The organism is Sporosarcina sp. FSL W7-1283 (genome assembly GCF_038003105.1).
Taxonomy (GTDB): Bacteria; Bacillota; Bacilli; order Bacillales_A; family Planococcaceae; genus Sporosarcina; species Sporosarcina newyorkensis.
Window position 1 is genome coordinate 2,596,945 of sequence record NZ_JBBOOL010000001.1, and the last position, 14,230, is coordinate 2,611,174.

A 14,230-nucleotide genomic window follows, 5' to 3' on the forward strand; every position below is an offset into this window, starting at 1 on the left:
AACCATTAAACTCACTGTACTTGATTAATAGAAATTCGCGTTGTTCATACGTTTACTATAAGATTAATTCCAATAGATCAAAACACATACAAAAAAGCAATGCATAATGCAATGCTTTCTTGTATTTGTAACAGATTAGTATAAATTGGATCACTGTTATTATTTCAATGATGTAGTGTAATCCGCAAGCAATCGTGCACCATATCCCGTTGCCGACTTCGTATAATAGCCTTTCGTCTTCTGCTTATCCATGACGCCTGCCATATCCACATGCAACCAGTTCTTCTTCGGTGCAAATTTACGCAAGAAGAGACCCGCTGTGATTGCACCCGCTTCAGACATCGAGCTGATATTATTACAATCCGCGTATGCGCTATCCAATGATTCTTCATAGACATCAACTAAAGGAAGCGGCCAGATGAAATCACCGTTTTGATCGCCAATTTTCTTCATTTTAAAGGCTAATTCCTCATCACCAAAGACACCGCCGACTTCCGTACCGAGTGCGCTGACTACGGCCCCTGTCAATGTCGCAATATCGACTGTATACTCTGCGCCTAATTCTTCTGCACGAATCAAGCCATCCGCCAGAATCAAGCGACCTTCCGCATCCGTATTGCCGACTTGTACGCTTATGCCATTCTTATATTGAATGACTTCACCAGGCATTACCGCTTCCGGTCCAGGTGTGTTCTCCACCATCGGAATCAACGCAACGACATTTACTTTCGCATCAGAATACGCAAGAAGTGACATCGCACCGCATACTGCTGCCGATCCACCCATGTCCATTCGCATATCACTATCGTCTCGTCCACCTTTTAAGCTGATGCCGCCAGAATCGTATGTTACACCTTTTCCAACAAGCGCAACAAGTGGTTTTGAAGCATCGGTTTGTAGAGTCATTTCAACAAATGAAGGCTCATACTTACTACCACGGCAAACTGTAAGGACTCCATTCATTTGGCGCTCCTCAATTTCTTTCTTGCCGAGTACATCCACTTTTACCTTTGTACCTTTAAAATAGTCTTTCAGCACTTTCGGATACGTTTGCGGGTTGAGAACATCAGATAATTCATTCATCAGATCGCGGGAAAACTTCATCGCTTCTGCACGGACTACTCCTGCTTTCACTGCCGCTTGGTCCGCATCTTTTATTTCTAACACTGTAATAGGATTCGCTTTCTTGGATTGGTAGCGATCGAAGTGATACGCTCCGAGATGCCAGCCCTCCACAAATGCCGTTACCGCTTCGTCAGCAGACAACCATTTTTGTTCTAATTGCTCTGCGCTGATCGTTGCTGTTTGCACTTTTTGCGCAGATAAGTCTCGGGATACTTCACCCGCAATGTTGCGGATATCGTCGAGTGATTTCCATTGCTTGTCTTTTAAGACAACGACTTGTTTTCCTTCGAGAACAAATGAAGAATGTCCTCCAGATTGATTGTTTACGAATTGTTTCACCAGTTGATTTTTCGTTAACTGTCCATCATTTGCGAATAAAATTTCTGCGTTAATTTGCATGTATTAGTAGCTCCCCTCATTATTTCGCTTCTCTAAATAGTTTATCATTTTTTATCGAAGAGCGCTAAGCTTAGCGTTGCAATGGGACCGAGCAGTAAAGACAGCAAGAACCAATTGAAGCCGCTTCGATTCTTCCCTTGCGCGAGTACCGCATTAATGAGTGCGAGCGTCCCCCACCCGACAAAATATCCTTCATTCATTTACTATCACTCCATTATTAGTTTGTTATACCATTGTATACGGTTTGAGTGATACGTTGGTTTCATGGACAGTTTGCCAAACAAAAAAGGAACATTCAAGATGCTCCTTTCAATCCAAACTGCTATTCTGTTAGCTATTAATAGCTGTCGGTGCAATGTCATCGTTGGAATTTTGGTAGTTTTGCTCCCCAACTTTTGCACGAATTTCCTCTTCTGACAGCGGTGGCGGAATTTCGTGATCTGCCAGTGCTCTCGTTTCCGGAGGTACTTCAACATTTTCCAATGCAGCATTACGCGCATCAATTTCACGTCCATATTGCTCGCGCTGTTCCACGGTAGATCTTTCGCCCTTCGGTAAATCAGCCATACATGTCACCTCAGTCTCCTGTTTTCCCTTATCTTTCCCCAAATTTGTTATACTAAACCTACTAAGTGAAGCGGAAGGAGTTCGACATTTTGACAACTATTTTAGTGGATGCGGACGGCTGCCCTGTCATTCAAGAAACAATTGCGCTTGCCAATGAATTCAAGTTGCCTTGCGTGTTGATTTGCGACACGGCCCATGAAATGCATCGAGAAGGCGCGGAGACAATTACCGTTTCAAAAGGCGCAGATGCCGTGGACTTTGTATTGGTGAACCGAATCAAAAAAGGCGATATTGTCATCACACAGGATTATGGATTGGCTGCTATGGCACTGGCGAAACAAGGTTTGCCAATCGATCAAAATGGCAGACTGTATACAAATGAAAATATTGACCAATTGCTTGCTGCGCGACACCAAGCCCAGAAAATCAGACGTGCTGGAGGAAGGTTGCGGGGTCCGAGAAAACGGACAGCTGAGCAGACAGAAGGGTTTGTGTCCAGTCTAAGGAATTTGTGCGACTCGCTATAGAAGGGGTAAATTTTATGGATACAGGCAGGTGTTGAAAAATTGTTAAAATTACTGATCATGCTTTTTTGTCTATTCATTGCACTACGGCTTCTTTTTAAAAAAAGACAAATCATTTTAGGTTTATCCGTTAAACAAGTCTTCCTTTCACTTGTTGCTTACCTAGTTGCCGTTTTAATTGGAACCGTTTGTATTTATTATATTGGGAACTGGATTGCAAAGAGCTTTGCAAGTCCCTTTCTTCAATATGCTGTATTCATATTGATCATTATTGTTACGTTTGCGTTCGTTCAACCCTTATTGCACAAAGCGGTTAACAGAATCACTGACGGCAAATTGTTCAGTGATTAATAAGCATAGGATAAAAAAAGATCCCTTTTGATTTTTCAAAAGGGATCTTTTTATTGAAGTGAATGCTTATTTTCATAGACCATCTCGCAGGTTTGTTTCTAAACTTTAACTCTCTGTTTATATCATTCGATTTCGTATAGATCTTTTACAAGTATTTCGTCAGTACTATCTTTATAATGTATAGTTACTTTATCTTCATCTTTTATTTTTTGTTTTTTTCCATCATCAAGCAAAAGTGTATTGTTATCTACAAAAGTATATCGAATGCTAATTCCGTCTTTCAAAAGTTTTGTCGAAGGGGTAAAATCATCTCTCATTTCATAGACAAATATAGAATTTATATATCCTTCATCCGAATTTTCCATCGTTAAAAGATAGCGATTTTTTTTAGATGGTTTGAAGGTAAGTGTAGTAGTCATATCTTGGCTTTGAATGTTTGCCTCCACGTTGTCGGCATTTGCTAATCGCATGTCTACAAACATAATATAATAAGTCGCAATCAATAGAAGAAAAACGGATACTAATGATAAGACAATAACCAAAACCTTTTTTCTGTTGTTGGTGCGTACTTTTTTGAAGTAATCAATATTTCTTTTTTCCTTTGTTCGCTCATTTTCATCTTTTCGGAAAAACTCTTCTTTCATCTCGTTTAGATAACTTCTGCATTCTTCACATTGTCCCATGTGTTTATTCATTTGGTTGTTGGTCTTCTCACTAGTTAGCCCTTCGATATAAGCAGGGGCTAAATCCTTAAAAACACTATGTTCCATCGCATTATTCACCCTTCCTTAATTCTAATTTTGCGCGGTAAAAAGTTACTCTTGCCCAGTTTTCTGTTCTTTCAAATACGGTTCCTATCTCTTTAAAAGATAAGTCACCCAACAATCGAAGATATAGTATTTCTCTTTTTTCCTCACTAAGCCGCCGTGCTTTTTTAAAGAATTCCATTACATCTTCATGTCGTATATACTCTTCCTCCAGATCGTAAAATTTTGTCTCTTCAAGACTTAGTGATGTTACCAGCTGCTGTTTTTTATTATTGCGATTGGTTTCTTGTAACCAAACGTTTTTAGCAATCGAACAAAGCCATGTAGAGAATTTTGCTTTACCATTGCTATGATAGTTATTAATGGACTTTACTGCTTGATAAAATGTTTCTTGTGTTAATTCTTCTGCTGAATGAAAGTCATTCGTTAAAGTGAACAAATACTTGAAAATAAAATCTCCATATTCTTGATATATAGTATCTTTATCCACTGCCTACCTCCCTCGTCCAACTTGGAATGATTCGAATTCGAGTAACCTATCTCAATGAAAGGTATTTTGTTGATCTAATTTACCATTTCTTTATAGTAAATCAACATCTCAAATGGCTAATCACTTATATATCCATAAATTTCAGGTTTCGTTACAACATTTTTAAATTTTCCATTCAAAACTTTGCATAAAAAAATAAACATCTTATAAAAAGACGCAGATATGCATTTATTTAACTATACGAAAGGATCGATCACAAGACTTATTGAATAAAAGAACTAATTACTTAGGAGACCGAATAGGATAAGGTCTACTTTGCACATTCAAAAAAACACAAGTGGTTTCAATCCTCCACTTGTGTTTTTTGCGTGTTTATGAAAGTTTATAAGCTAATTCCTCGCTAACAATATAGGGCTTTGAACTAAAGTTTGATTTTTATGGAAGCATCCTTTAATTCTAATTCGACTTAATGCCAGCTCCACATAAAGGGATTATAATTACCTCATCTTGAGACTTCGAATACTTTAAGTACCCTGCATAATTAATAGCTGAAGTGATTTCTACATAGAATCCTTTCGTTGCAAGTTTTTTACGAGATTCAGCTATTGCTTCTTCGCCAAATGTAATAATTGTGCCTTCAGTTTCTCGGATTGCTTCTAATATTTGCTTCGACCTTGCTGGCACTGCAATGGCAATCCCCTCTGCTAAAGTTCCTTCAATACGAACGGGCTTTGCAATTAACTCTTGTTTTTCAAACGCTTTAGCCAGTGGTGCGCAATTTTCAGCTTGAATGGCTACAATCTTTGGCATACGTTCAATTTTTTCCACCTCTAAAAGTTCCTTGAAACCATAATATACTCCTAATACTAATGTTCCGTTGCCTACTGGAACAATCACTGTATCGGGTGCTTTTTTTAACTGCTTAAAAATCTCAAACGCATATGTTTTCGTTCCTTCGTAAAAATATGGATTATAGACATGCCTGGCAAAAAAATCTTGTTCTTCTTCAACAGCTAATTGGGCCGCAACAGCCACATCTTCTCTTATCCTTTTAATAGCTTTAACCTTTGCTCCATGTGCCTTAATTTGCGCAAGTTTTTTGGGTGAAGTATCGGCACTCACATAAACATCACATTCAATTCCGTCTCTTGCACCATAAGCAGCAATTGCTGTTCCTGCATTCCCACTACTGTCTGCAATCATTTTTTTCACGCCTAGTTGTTTTGCCAGAGTTACTAATACTGCAGCGCCACGATCTTTAAATGAAAGTGTCGGCATCATAAATTCTTTTTTCACAAAAGTACTTGACTCTGCTTCATCTAATACAAGTAAAGGCGTTTGACCTTCACCTAGAGTAACAGATGACCATCCTGCCAAATCTTCTCCAGCGTTCACTGAAGACGCATATCGCCAAATCGATGGATGGCTTGTCCATGGATCTTTTATTGAACCTACTTCGGATTTTAACAGGTTCAGCAGTTCGCCACATTCACATTTCCAGCGAGTTTCTTAAATCGGATAAGTTTCATTACATACTGAACAAATATAATTAGTCATTTTCATCGTCTCCATTATTCGATATTCCCTATTGCTTCATATTCAATTTTAATACAAAGATGTAGAAGGAAATGAAGCAGCCCTCCCAATGGAATAAGCATGAATGTGTATCCATAAAAACTTGTCCCACAGACCTAGAATTTTTTAAAGTCGTGGAACAAAGGCTTAAAGATAGACCTGAATTGAAAGTTGAGAGTAGGATTTATATGTGGTGCTCATTCTCCTAATTAAGAGAGCAGATCACGCTGAAGGAAGTGGGCAAAAAAATATGGGTGCTTTGGCGAGCCCGTAATGACACGGACTGACAAAACACCCTTCAACAGCTAGAAAAAACACTTATTCCATTGTCCCGATGACCGTGAAAGCAACCGGCCTCATTGAGTGGCTCGCCTAACCAATAAGCAGACATTTTTAGGGGGTAAAATGAGTATTATTGGTCGTGCCTTTGGCTAATGGACTTACCAATAATATACCCAATCCTTCCAACTCAAAACTTATTTTCAGTTACAAATTCATTTTCTTAGAAATTAGACGTTAAATGATCAATAAAAAAAATTGGTATTTTAACTTGACGCGCCGGGTCGCAAGTGACACGATTTTCCACTATTGTTTTATTTTACGTTATCAACAAAATCATATACTTTTTCCAAAGAAAGCAAATGGTGATTACAATCTTCAGTATCTCGACAGATATAATTCCCTTTTTTTGTATAGGTTCCAGCAATATTTCCTTTTGTTTTTGTCATAAACATACAAACAGGAGTCAGTCGGTTACATATTGCACAAATTTGCTTAGTTTTCGTTTCATCAAATGTACCGGTTAACCCAATCATGCCCTTCCGAGTAGGAACGGCCATATATCTTTTTTTCGTTCCAAAATCGTCATAACTAAAAAAAGACATTCTATTATAGTTCAGACTTTCTTTCGGCAACTTCATTTTTTTCACTTTTGGGAAAAGCTTTTGCAACTTCTGCTCTGAAAGCTCCTTGAACGGAATGATGTAAGCTTCTATTTCTACTAGATATTGTTCGGCTGTTTCCTTATCTACAACATTTACTATTTGGTTAAGTAGGTTCCTTTGTGCGGCTGTTACCCCCGCAAACAAATCTACTGTTTTTTCGATTGACAGTGATTCTATCGCGCCAATGACTTGTTGATCATTCACTGTTGCGTGACCATTCACTAGTTGTAATACCTGTCGTTTTATAAAATTAAACTGATCGTTTCTTATAAATTGTTCGTTCTTCATTTCTGTCAGCTCCTCTGTTTTTATGATGATCAAACAAAGTGCAAAGCCTTTAAATCGGAAATGGAGAAACTACATTCAAGCGATTAGATAACCATTCGCCCCATGCAAAGAATCGCCTTTTGATCATCTGGCTTTGCATGAGTCTTTTTAGAAGCTGGCAATGCCATTTGAGTTGCCATCTTCACATCACCTCCCGAAATATCGCCCTCTTTCTAATAGGCGCTACGTCGTTTATCATACAACTTTCTGTCTTTCGAGACAATATTTTTTTGTAAACGAATTGCATGTATATAAAACAAACAATAGACTAGTACTACACAAATAACCTATTGTTAACGGCTTTTTCCCCTCAATAATTAAAGTTCCCTATACTTGAGTTGGAACAGATTATTTTGTGTCATTGACGTGGTGCGAACAATATCACTGAAACACCAACCAAGCAGATACCTGCCCCTATAAAATCATATATATCAGGTGTTTTTTTATCAATTCCCCACCCCCATAATACGGATAGAAAGACAAAGACGCCTCCATATGCTGCATACACCCTACCAAAGGATGGGAATGTCTGGAATGTAACTACCACACCGTATAAAACTAATGCTATCCCTCCGAATAGCCCTAAAACAGCAGATTTATCCTCTCGCAACCATTGCCATATTAAATAACCTCCACCGATTTCAGCTAAGCCAGCTAAAAGGAAAATAATAACGACCTTAAACATCTTTAAAACCTCATCTCTTGAATTTCTGCAAACAATATAGCACGTTTATGCGACATGCATGCGATTGTTTATTAAACCATCACACGTGTCAATTTAATAAAGTGTATGTGGTACAATTCCAGTGCTTTGAACTTGACCTTTTCTTACCTTCCCACCCCATTTTCTGAAGCTCTTTTGCGATCAGCATGTTAAAAAAACCATGACCTACCAATACTATCGATGTATGTATTTCAGCGTATACTGCTAATAATTCTGATGCCTTTTCAGCTCGATCTTTTGCTTCTTTCAAGGACTCACAATCTCTTGAATAGCCCAAAAACCATAAACACCTTAAAATCAGGCTCCAAGTACTCGGACTTAGTTTGATACTCCCCACTGATGGATTGGGCAATTCTGTTTCACGAAACAAGGGGTCTGATACAGCTAATAAATTGGGTTTTAACAATCTTGCTGATTCTATAGACCTTTCTAAATCACTTGAAAAAACAATATTTGCCGATGCTATTCTATCAAGCGTATCTTCCGGATAAAAGTTTTCTTCAAAAACCCCTTGATTATCATACTTTCCAACCCAAATCTTAAACTCTTTACATTTCATTCGATTACTATCAGTACACGTAGATCTACCATGCCTAATTAATGAGATTTCCATAGTAACTCTCCTGCTATTCATTTTATGATAATATACCACTAAATGGCCATTTTACTGAATAGGCGGAGGTCCATAATCTGGAATTACGATCGTTTGTTAAAACCTATTTTGTAAGTACCATTTGATATTTCATAATTTGGTCCGATTCCAAAAGATAACAATTACAATTCACCTTTTACTTTTTCTCTTCCATTCTAGCGCCATTCGTTCCAAGTTCTGTACGAAGTTATTTTTACCGTCACTGTATCCTTCAATATCTTTTGGGAACTGTCGGGCAAGTCGCTCCTTTATCTCCCCATATTCTTCCGCCGTTCCTTTATGTGAATTAAGATAATCGCGTACTGCAAGATGTCGCTCAATCTGAGTAAAATTATCGGCTTGTAATATATGTAGTTGATGTGTCCTGTTTTCTCCGCCTTTTCTAAAATACCTTCTTCCTTTCATACCCAATTCTCCAAGCGCCTCGTAACCTATTTCAAACATTTTTTCGTTATATTTATTGATATTCTCAATATCTTTGACTATTGGCATAATATCAATGATAGGCTTGGACTTTAAACCCGGAACCGCCGTGCTTCCAATGTGGTGAATCTCAATAATCTCTTCTTTTAATATCTCCTTAATCTTTTCCGCTTCCATTTTGAACAGTTTAACCCAGTTTTCATCATAGTTTGTTACAACAATATTCATAGCACGGTTCACCACGATATCTTACCTCCTTCAATTCCCTTGTTTGCACTCATTTTTATTCAGCTGCTTGGCTCGTTTTTGGAAAATACTGATTCAACTGTCGAACTTCATAAGAAGGATAGTAAATTATAATTTCGAACTACACCACGGACAGAATTCAATTCTTACACTTGAAGAGCCACCATCATGGATTACCAACCCGTATTCGATGTCTTTAGCATAAAAAATTATTATTTTATCAGGACATTCAAATGGATCGCTATGCACATCACATTTGAAATTTGCGTGGTATTCCATATCTTCACAACAGTGTTTTTTCATATATTTCTCCTCCTAAATTTAGCGTTCCATTTGTACGAGATGGACGCAATTATTCGCTGCTATAACGGATAGAGATTGTAATGCCATGCCCTATGAAGGAGAAGCTTTCAAGAGAAGTTATTATAGTATTAGCTGGTGCACCTCCCCAATAATGAACATTATTAAGCCGATCAGTGAAAGCATTATACCTACATAGAAAGGCCACGGATTGTCTTCTCTTTCCTTATCATATGTAAAAAGGGTTACTATGCAAAAGATAAGAGTAATGACAGGAATGAAGCCGTATTGAGGACCGAATGCAAATGCTATCCCACCAAAGATTAATCCAATAAGACCATAGGGATTTTGAGTTGGAATCCGGTCTAGATATTCCTTTTCATTCTCGGATAAACCATCCTTTTTGTCTCCCCATACATCTATATCTTTCATTTCATTGAGCAATTCTATTAACTTGTTAAACGATTTCATAAATCAAATCCACCTCATCATTTGATAGGTAATTCACTTTAAAAGTTTTGGCATTTTGAACTATGTGCGTCTAATTTGCGAGCCCTATACTGTCTTCTATCCTTATTCGAAATCAGGTCAACTTCAGAAAGAGCACACTAAAATCCATTAGTGCACTCAACTATTGACTGTATGTGTGTATTTATCAAAGATTATAAGTAAACGCTATCTATCTGTATGCATGTGAATAATTATATCTTCTACTTGATTTTTTCTAGACATACGGCTCCCATTATTGCATCCGATAGTTAAAAATCTATCTAGCTAAATCTGTGAAAAACTCCCTCATATCTTCAGGTAATGCTTCAACTGCAAGAACTTTTAATCTTTCAGTTCCTGGCGAAGTCATAATTATATAAGTTTTTTTCTTATATTCAAATAAAGTAAACTGCCCTAGGCTATCTGCTGAATGCTTTTGAATATAATTGAAATCTTCCTCTGAAAAATAGTCTTCATAGCCATCCAATATAAGTTTTTGTGCCTGCTCAAAACTATCTGAAAAATGCAGTTTTTGATATAATTCAAGTGAATTTTTAGGTGTGAAAAAATAGATATAATATACTGATCCACTAACTATAAATAAGAACAAAACAAAGAAGACAATCCAATCTTTTTGCGTTTTTTTCCTTAAAGCTCTCAAGTTTCATCCCCTCTGCATTAATAATTCTTCCCTCTCATAATTGTAAATCCCCTCTTTTTAAACCCATGTTATCTTCTCTTTAAGTAAAATCATTCCTTTTATCAAGAATATTGTTAGTGAAATTAGGGAAGTTTTATACCTTGTTTTTTGAACGAAAAGAAATGCAAAACTTCTACTAAGATTTATTATTTTTTAACCGTTTATCTAGCATTAGCGATGATTCTTATTTCATTATCGTATCCTTTATTTGAATGTCTTTCTAGCATAACTTTCTACTATTTATCTTAAAATGCATCTACTCATTATCTTTTGTGTAAATCTTTTTTAGCGTTGTATTAATATTAACTAGAGCTATCAATATAAAGCCAAGCATTATGAAAGTTATAATTTCACCTGTAAAAAAAGACACGACACCTAATATCAAGGCATATAGCCCATACAAACTGTTATTCATATACAAAACCCCTCTTTTACGACAAACTTGTTCATTTGTTCAACGTTTATGCTGATTCCTATTTCAAAATTAATTCCAGTTCTAGAATAACCTCACCCTATATTAGCATATATTGTAAAATTATAAAAAGCTATTCACCCTTTATATTTATTGCTACCTGGCAGAACTTTAATTTTATTCCAAGCTTTAATTGCATCTTCTCGTTTTTTATTTTTGTTTTGAGGATCCGCAAAATAATCTCTGATGAATTGATTGTATTCGAATTGCGGGCCTATTTGTTTGTTATAGGATGGGTCTTTTTTTCTTTCTTCTTCCTCGTACCACGCTTCCACCACGTCCCGATATGTTTTTCCTGCATTGGCCTTAAAATAATTTTGAATATGCGTGGAGAAATGAAACTTCGGGATGACTGACTGGAAGAAGCCTCTAACTACCTGACTACAACGATGATTTTCTGCAATCACTGTATCTAAATTTAATTCTTCTAATTTTGTTTCTGTCGAGAAAGAACTTCTTTTCCTTGTTGGCTTTTCAATTTTTCCGGTATCGAGAAATATTGCTATTCTCTCTGTAAGTTCAGTTTTAGAACCTGAAGCACTTATCCCATTTTCTCTACAGAAAGATTGTAATTCCTCTTTTAGCCAATAAAAATCACGAAAATTATGTACATCTAAATCCCTTGTTAATTCAGGCCTCAATTATCCTACCTCCGATTTTAAATTCCGAATTAATGAATGCCAATATATTCTCTGTCTTAAAGATAGCCATTACCACCCATTCAGACTCCCCCTTTTTAACTACTATTACATTATAAACTTGTATTCTTCACCATGCCTTTTTCCTATTTATATATGAAAATCTTTAACCAAATTTAAATAGTGCTACAATATTAAAAATACATTCTATATTTCTGAGATAAGGAGACCTAATGAAACTAAAACCCTTTTTATTGTGGACTGCTTTGATTTTCATCCTAGCTGCTTGTGATGGAAAGAAATCAGTCTCAAACGAACCCAATGCCCCAAAAGATGTAGAGGCAACTGAGAAAGAAAAAGAATCTGAAACTGATAATGAGACTAAAAAGCAAATTATAGCTGAAGACATTGAGCCTACCCCACTTCCGCAAACATTAGCTGAATTAGCTGAGTTACCACCTGGTTATACAGGTCCCCAGCTTTTTGGAATACATGAGGAAGACCATCCGAAATTGGATGAATTAACTGCACACTTACCTGATATTTCTGGTGAACCTACAGAGGCACAGCTTGATCACTACTATAATGAAATTTTGGCAGTATTCCAACATGATTTTAAAGGTCCTGAAGAGTTACTTGCCAAGATGCGTTTCCAGGCGATAGGCAATCCTGATATTGAGGATTCTCGGATGCAGTTTAAGGAAAATTTAAATGTGCTTGTGTTGCTTGATGCTTCTGGAAGTATGGGAAAAGATCTTGGCGGGGAAACACAAATGGCAGCAGCGAAAAAGGCAATTACTAATTTCGTGGAAGGCCTGCCTGCCGAAGCCAATGTTGGACTGCGAATTTATGGACATGAGGGTACAGGCAATACTTCTGACAAAGCAAGGTCATGTGCAAGCAGTGATTTGATCTATCCTATAGGAAAATACGACAAAGCGAACTTTCAAACTTCTTTAGAAAAAGCTCAGCCAGCAGGATGGACTCCAATTCAATTGGCGATCAACGAAGCTCAGAAAGATTTAGCAGAGTTCAAAGGAGATCAAAACACAAATATTGTTTATTTGGTCAGTGACGGGGTTTCAACCTGTGATGATGATCCCGTTGCCGCCGCCAAACAGCTTTACGGGTCTGATATTACTCCCATTGTCAATGTCATCGGATTTAATGTCGACAATGAAGGTCAAAAACAGTTGAAAGAAGTAGCCAAAGCAACAGAGGGCACATACGAGGACGTGCAAAATGCAGAAGGGCTACAAAACGAGTTAGATCAAATGAAGGAAATAGCGAAAAACTGGAAAAAGTGGAAAGATCAAAAAACAACGAGTCTAAATCATGACAAGCTAAAAAACTCGCTCGATATCTTTGGCTATGAAACAGGTGAGTATAAAAAAAGGGTAGATGAAGGAAGTCAAGTTGGAGTAGCCCTACAATATTTATATCAGGATCAAAATTTGATATCGCGGGAAACCCACGACTATTTAAGAAAAAGAAATTCTGAATACCACACTTGGATTGAAGAAGAATATATTAAATTAAAACGAGAATTGGAAGAACTTAACGAAAAGAAGATTGATGAAGCGTTACAATTACTCGAAGAAAAGTTTAATCAAAACGTGCCAAGAGATTCCTAATACAGGAATCTCTTTTTTTACGGAGTCACTCTCACTGAATAGGTAACCACTATTAATAGATTACCTTTTAACAATGGCTTCAAATGTTATGGTTTGAGTTCGGTCTGTTGGATATTGTCCATACTTATAATCTGCTGAGATCGTTATATCCTCAAATCCAATCCGTTCAAGGATCATTTTAAACTCTTCAACTCCATACCAACGAAGTGGGAATCGCTCTAGCTCTGTTTGTATAAGTTTTCCGCTGTCCCACTTTTCATAGCGATTATGAGACACAGTGTATTGATTGATGTGGTCAACTTCAACAATTTTACTTTCTAATGTAATCATCCCACCATCCTTAGATTCCCAAGTTCTCGTCGATATTTCGTTTGTCGTTACCTCGGTTTGTAAAAATATGTCCAGTATAAGCTTACCGCCATTAGAAAGATGATTGAAAAAGTTTTTTAGAGCTTTAATTGAGTCTTCTCTTTTATATAGGAGCAGAAAGGTTCCAGTTGGCACGATAATCGCTTCATATTCTGTATCTAAAGAAAATGACTCCATTTTTCCTTCAAATAATTTCGGGTACAGCCCCCTATTTTCACAGTTATCACGGCAAATTTTTAACATCTCTTCTGAAACATCGAAACCGTCAATTTTTAAACCTTTTTCTAATAGTGGTATAAGGATACGTCCCGTTCCGACCCCTGGCTCGAGGATGTTCCCCTTACAAGAAGACAATCTTTCGCTATAAAATTCTACATCCCCAAATGAAAGACCGATATATTTGTCTATATCGTATACTTCTGAAGAAAGCCTATTGTAATAACCCAACATATACTTTTCCCCTTCTTTCTAATTTGATTTAGCATGCCCTTAGTTTACTATAAATCTATGTGTT

General features: G+C 37.0%; 17 protein-coding genes and 1 pseudogene. 3 read left to right on the forward strand and 15 right to left on the reverse strand.

Translation table 11 applies throughout. The annotated features are described in order from the left end of the window. Positions 1 to 159: 159 nt before the first annotated feature. From MKY93_RS13375 to MKY93_RS13385, 3 genes are all read right to left on the reverse strand, one after another. Positions 160 to 1,524 (reverse strand): leucyl aminopeptidase family protein, encoded by a 1,365-nt coding sequence (locus tag MKY93_RS13375; RefSeq protein WP_340759481.1) that lies wholly within the window; start codon positions 1,522 to 1,524, stop codon positions 160 to 162. A 44-nt stretch (positions 1,525 to 1,568) separates the two neighbouring features. Continuing rightward, positions 1,569 to 1,724: a hypothetical protein gene (locus MKY93_RS13380; RefSeq protein WP_009497904.1), complete on the reverse strand. Its 156-nt coding sequence runs from the start codon at positions 1,722 to 1,724 to the stop codon at positions 1,569 to 1,571. Positions 1,725 to 1,854: 130 nt separating this feature from the next. Beyond that, complete coding sequence (locus MKY93_RS13385) at positions 1,855 to 2,091, reverse strand: hypothetical protein (protein ID WP_040759370.1); 237 nt, start codon at positions 2,089 to 2,091, stop codon at positions 1,855 to 1,857. 89 nt (positions 2,092 to 2,180) lie between these two features. Between MKY93_RS13385 and MKY93_RS13390 the strand changes: the two genes are divergently transcribed. Both MKY93_RS13390 and MKY93_RS13395 read left to right on the forward strand, forming a co-directional pair. Continuing rightward, positions 2,181 to 2,618: a YaiI/YqxD family protein gene (locus MKY93_RS13390; RefSeq protein ID WP_340759484.1), complete on the forward strand. Its 438-nt coding sequence runs from the start codon at positions 2,181 to 2,183 to the stop codon at positions 2,616 to 2,618. A gap of 39 nt (positions 2,619 to 2,657) precedes the next feature. Beyond that, positions 2,658 to 2,966: a hypothetical protein gene (locus MKY93_RS13395; protein WP_340759486.1), complete on the forward strand. Its 309-nt coding sequence runs from the start codon at positions 2,658 to 2,660 to the stop codon at positions 2,964 to 2,966. A 122-nt stretch (positions 2,967 to 3,088) separates the two neighbouring features. Here MKY93_RS13395 and MKY93_RS13400 read toward each other — a convergent pair whose 3' ends face one another. The 11 genes and pseudogenes from MKY93_RS13400 to MKY93_RS13445 all read right to left on the reverse strand — a co-directional run bounded on the left by MKY93_RS13400 (position 3,089) and on the right by MKY93_RS13445 (position 11,716). Further along, entirely contained in the window at positions 3,089 to 3,748 is a 660-nt protein-coding gene (locus MKY93_RS13400) for a zf-HC2 domain-containing protein (protein WP_340759488.1), read from the reverse strand. After that, on the reverse strand, positions 3,741 to 4,223 hold the full coding sequence (locus tag MKY93_RS13405; protein ID WP_009497909.1) for an RNA polymerase sigma factor: 483 nt from the start codon (positions 4,221 to 4,223) through the stop codon (positions 3,741 to 3,743). The genes MKY93_RS13400 and MKY93_RS13405 overlap by 8 nt, the downstream gene beginning before the upstream one ends. 456 nt (positions 4,224 to 4,679) lie before the next feature. After that, positions 4,680 to 5,780: pseudogene (locus MKY93_RS13410) on the reverse strand (threonine synthase). A 611-nt stretch (positions 5,781 to 6,391) separates the two neighbouring features. Next, positions 6,392 to 7,030 carry a FusB/FusC family EF-G-binding protein gene (locus MKY93_RS13415; protein ID WP_340759491.1) on the reverse strand — a complete coding sequence of 213 codons (639 nt, stop codon included), beginning with the start codon at positions 7,028 to 7,030 and terminating at the stop codon, positions 6,392 to 6,394. Between the two features lie 397 nt (positions 7,031 to 7,427). After that, on the reverse strand, positions 7,428 to 7,754 hold the full coding sequence (locus tag MKY93_RS13420) for a YnfA family protein (RefSeq protein ID WP_009497914.1): 327 nt from the start codon (positions 7,752 to 7,754) through the stop codon (positions 7,428 to 7,430). Positions 7,755 to 7,842: 88 nt separating this feature from the next. Beyond that, complete coding sequence (locus MKY93_RS13425) at positions 7,843 to 8,352, reverse strand: histidine phosphatase family protein (RefSeq protein WP_340759493.1); 510 nt, start codon at positions 8,350 to 8,352, stop codon at positions 7,843 to 7,845. Positions 8,353 to 8,574: 222 nt separating this feature from the next. Next, complete coding sequence (locus MKY93_RS13430) at positions 8,575 to 9,096, reverse strand: GrpB family protein (RefSeq protein ID WP_340760933.1); 522 nt, start codon at positions 9,094 to 9,096, stop codon at positions 8,575 to 8,577. Between the two features lie 126 nt (positions 9,097 to 9,222). Beyond that, positions 9,223 to 9,417, reverse strand: a complete 195-nt coding sequence (locus MKY93_RS20440) for a DUF6980 family protein (protein ID WP_078818168.1) — start codon at positions 9,415 to 9,417, stop codon at positions 9,223 to 9,225. Positions 9,418 to 9,537: 120 nt separating this feature from the next. Continuing rightward, positions 9,538 to 9,885, reverse strand: a complete 348-nt coding sequence (locus tag MKY93_RS13435) for a hypothetical protein (RefSeq protein ID WP_009497916.1) — start codon at positions 9,883 to 9,885, stop codon at positions 9,538 to 9,540. Between the two features lie 295 nt (positions 9,886 to 10,180). Beyond that, positions 10,181 to 10,564 (reverse strand): hypothetical protein, encoded by a 384-nt coding sequence (locus tag MKY93_RS13440; RefSeq protein WP_245799518.1) that lies wholly within the window; start codon positions 10,562 to 10,564, stop codon positions 10,181 to 10,183. A 588-nt stretch (positions 10,565 to 11,152) separates the two neighbouring features. Continuing rightward, the gene (locus MKY93_RS13445; RefSeq protein WP_078818169.1) at positions 11,153 to 11,716 is read right to left on the reverse strand and encodes a DUF6434 domain-containing protein; all 564 of its coding nucleotides are present in this window, start codon (positions 11,714 to 11,716) and stop codon (positions 11,153 to 11,155) included. A gap of 230 nt (positions 11,717 to 11,946) precedes the next feature. Between MKY93_RS13445 and MKY93_RS13450 the strand changes: the two genes are divergently transcribed. Continuing rightward, a complete protein-coding gene (locus MKY93_RS13450) occupies positions 11,947 to 13,347 on the forward strand; it encodes a vWA domain-containing protein (protein ID WP_340759496.1) in 1,401 nt (466 codons plus the stop codon). Positions 13,348 to 13,407: 60 nt separating this feature from the next. On the opposite strand, the gene MKY93_RS13455 is transcribed toward MKY93_RS13450, so the two are convergent. Next, on the reverse strand, positions 13,408 to 14,166 hold the full coding sequence (locus MKY93_RS13455) for a class I SAM-dependent DNA methyltransferase (RefSeq protein WP_340759497.1): 759 nt from the start codon (positions 14,164 to 14,166) through the stop codon (positions 13,408 to 13,410). Positions 14,167 to 14,230 lie beyond the last annotated feature (64 nt).

Bases quoted from the DNA above. Each gene is read 5' to 3' on its own strand.
- MKY93_RS20440 (WP_078818168.1), bottom strand. From the start codon at position 9,417: ATGAAAAAACACTGTTGTGAAGATATGGAATACCACGCAAATTTCAAA.
- MKY93_RS13450 (WP_340759496.1), top strand. From the start codon at position 11,947: ATGAAACTAAAACCCTTTTTATTGTGGACTGCTTTGATTTTCATCCTA.
- MKY93_RS13420 (WP_009497914.1), bottom strand. From the start codon at position 7,754: ATGTTTAAGGTCGTTATTATTTTCCTTTTAGCTGGCTTAGCTGAAATC.
- MKY93_RS13375 (WP_340759481.1), bottom strand. From the start codon at position 1,524: ATGCAAATTAACGCAGAAATTTTATTCGCAAATGATGGACAGTTAACG.
- MKY93_RS13425 (WP_340759493.1), bottom strand. From the start codon at position 8,352: ATGAAATGTAAAGAGTTTAAGATTTGGGTTGGAAAGTATGATAATCAA.
- MKY93_RS13415 (WP_340759491.1), bottom strand. From the start codon at position 7,030: ATGAAGAACGAACAATTTATAAGAAACGATCAGTTTAATTTTATAAAA.
- MKY93_RS13380 (WP_009497904.1), bottom strand. From the start codon at position 1,724: ATGAATGAAGGATATTTTGTCGGGTGGGGGACGCTCGCACTCATTAAT.
- MKY93_RS13435 (WP_009497916.1), bottom strand. From the start codon at position 9,885: ATGAAATCGTTTAACAAGTTAATAGAATTGCTCAATGAAATGAAAGAT.
- MKY93_RS13385 (WP_040759370.1), bottom strand. From the start codon at position 2,091: ATGGCTGATTTACCGAAGGGCGAAAGATCTACCGTGGAACAGCGCGAG.
- MKY93_RS13455 (WP_340759497.1), bottom strand. From the start codon at position 14,166: ATGTTGGGTTATTACAATAGGCTTTCTTCAGAAGTATACGATATAGAC.
- MKY93_RS13430 (WP_340760933.1), bottom strand. From the start codon at position 9,096: ATGAATATTGTTGTAACAAACTATGATGAAAACTGGGTTAAACTGTTC.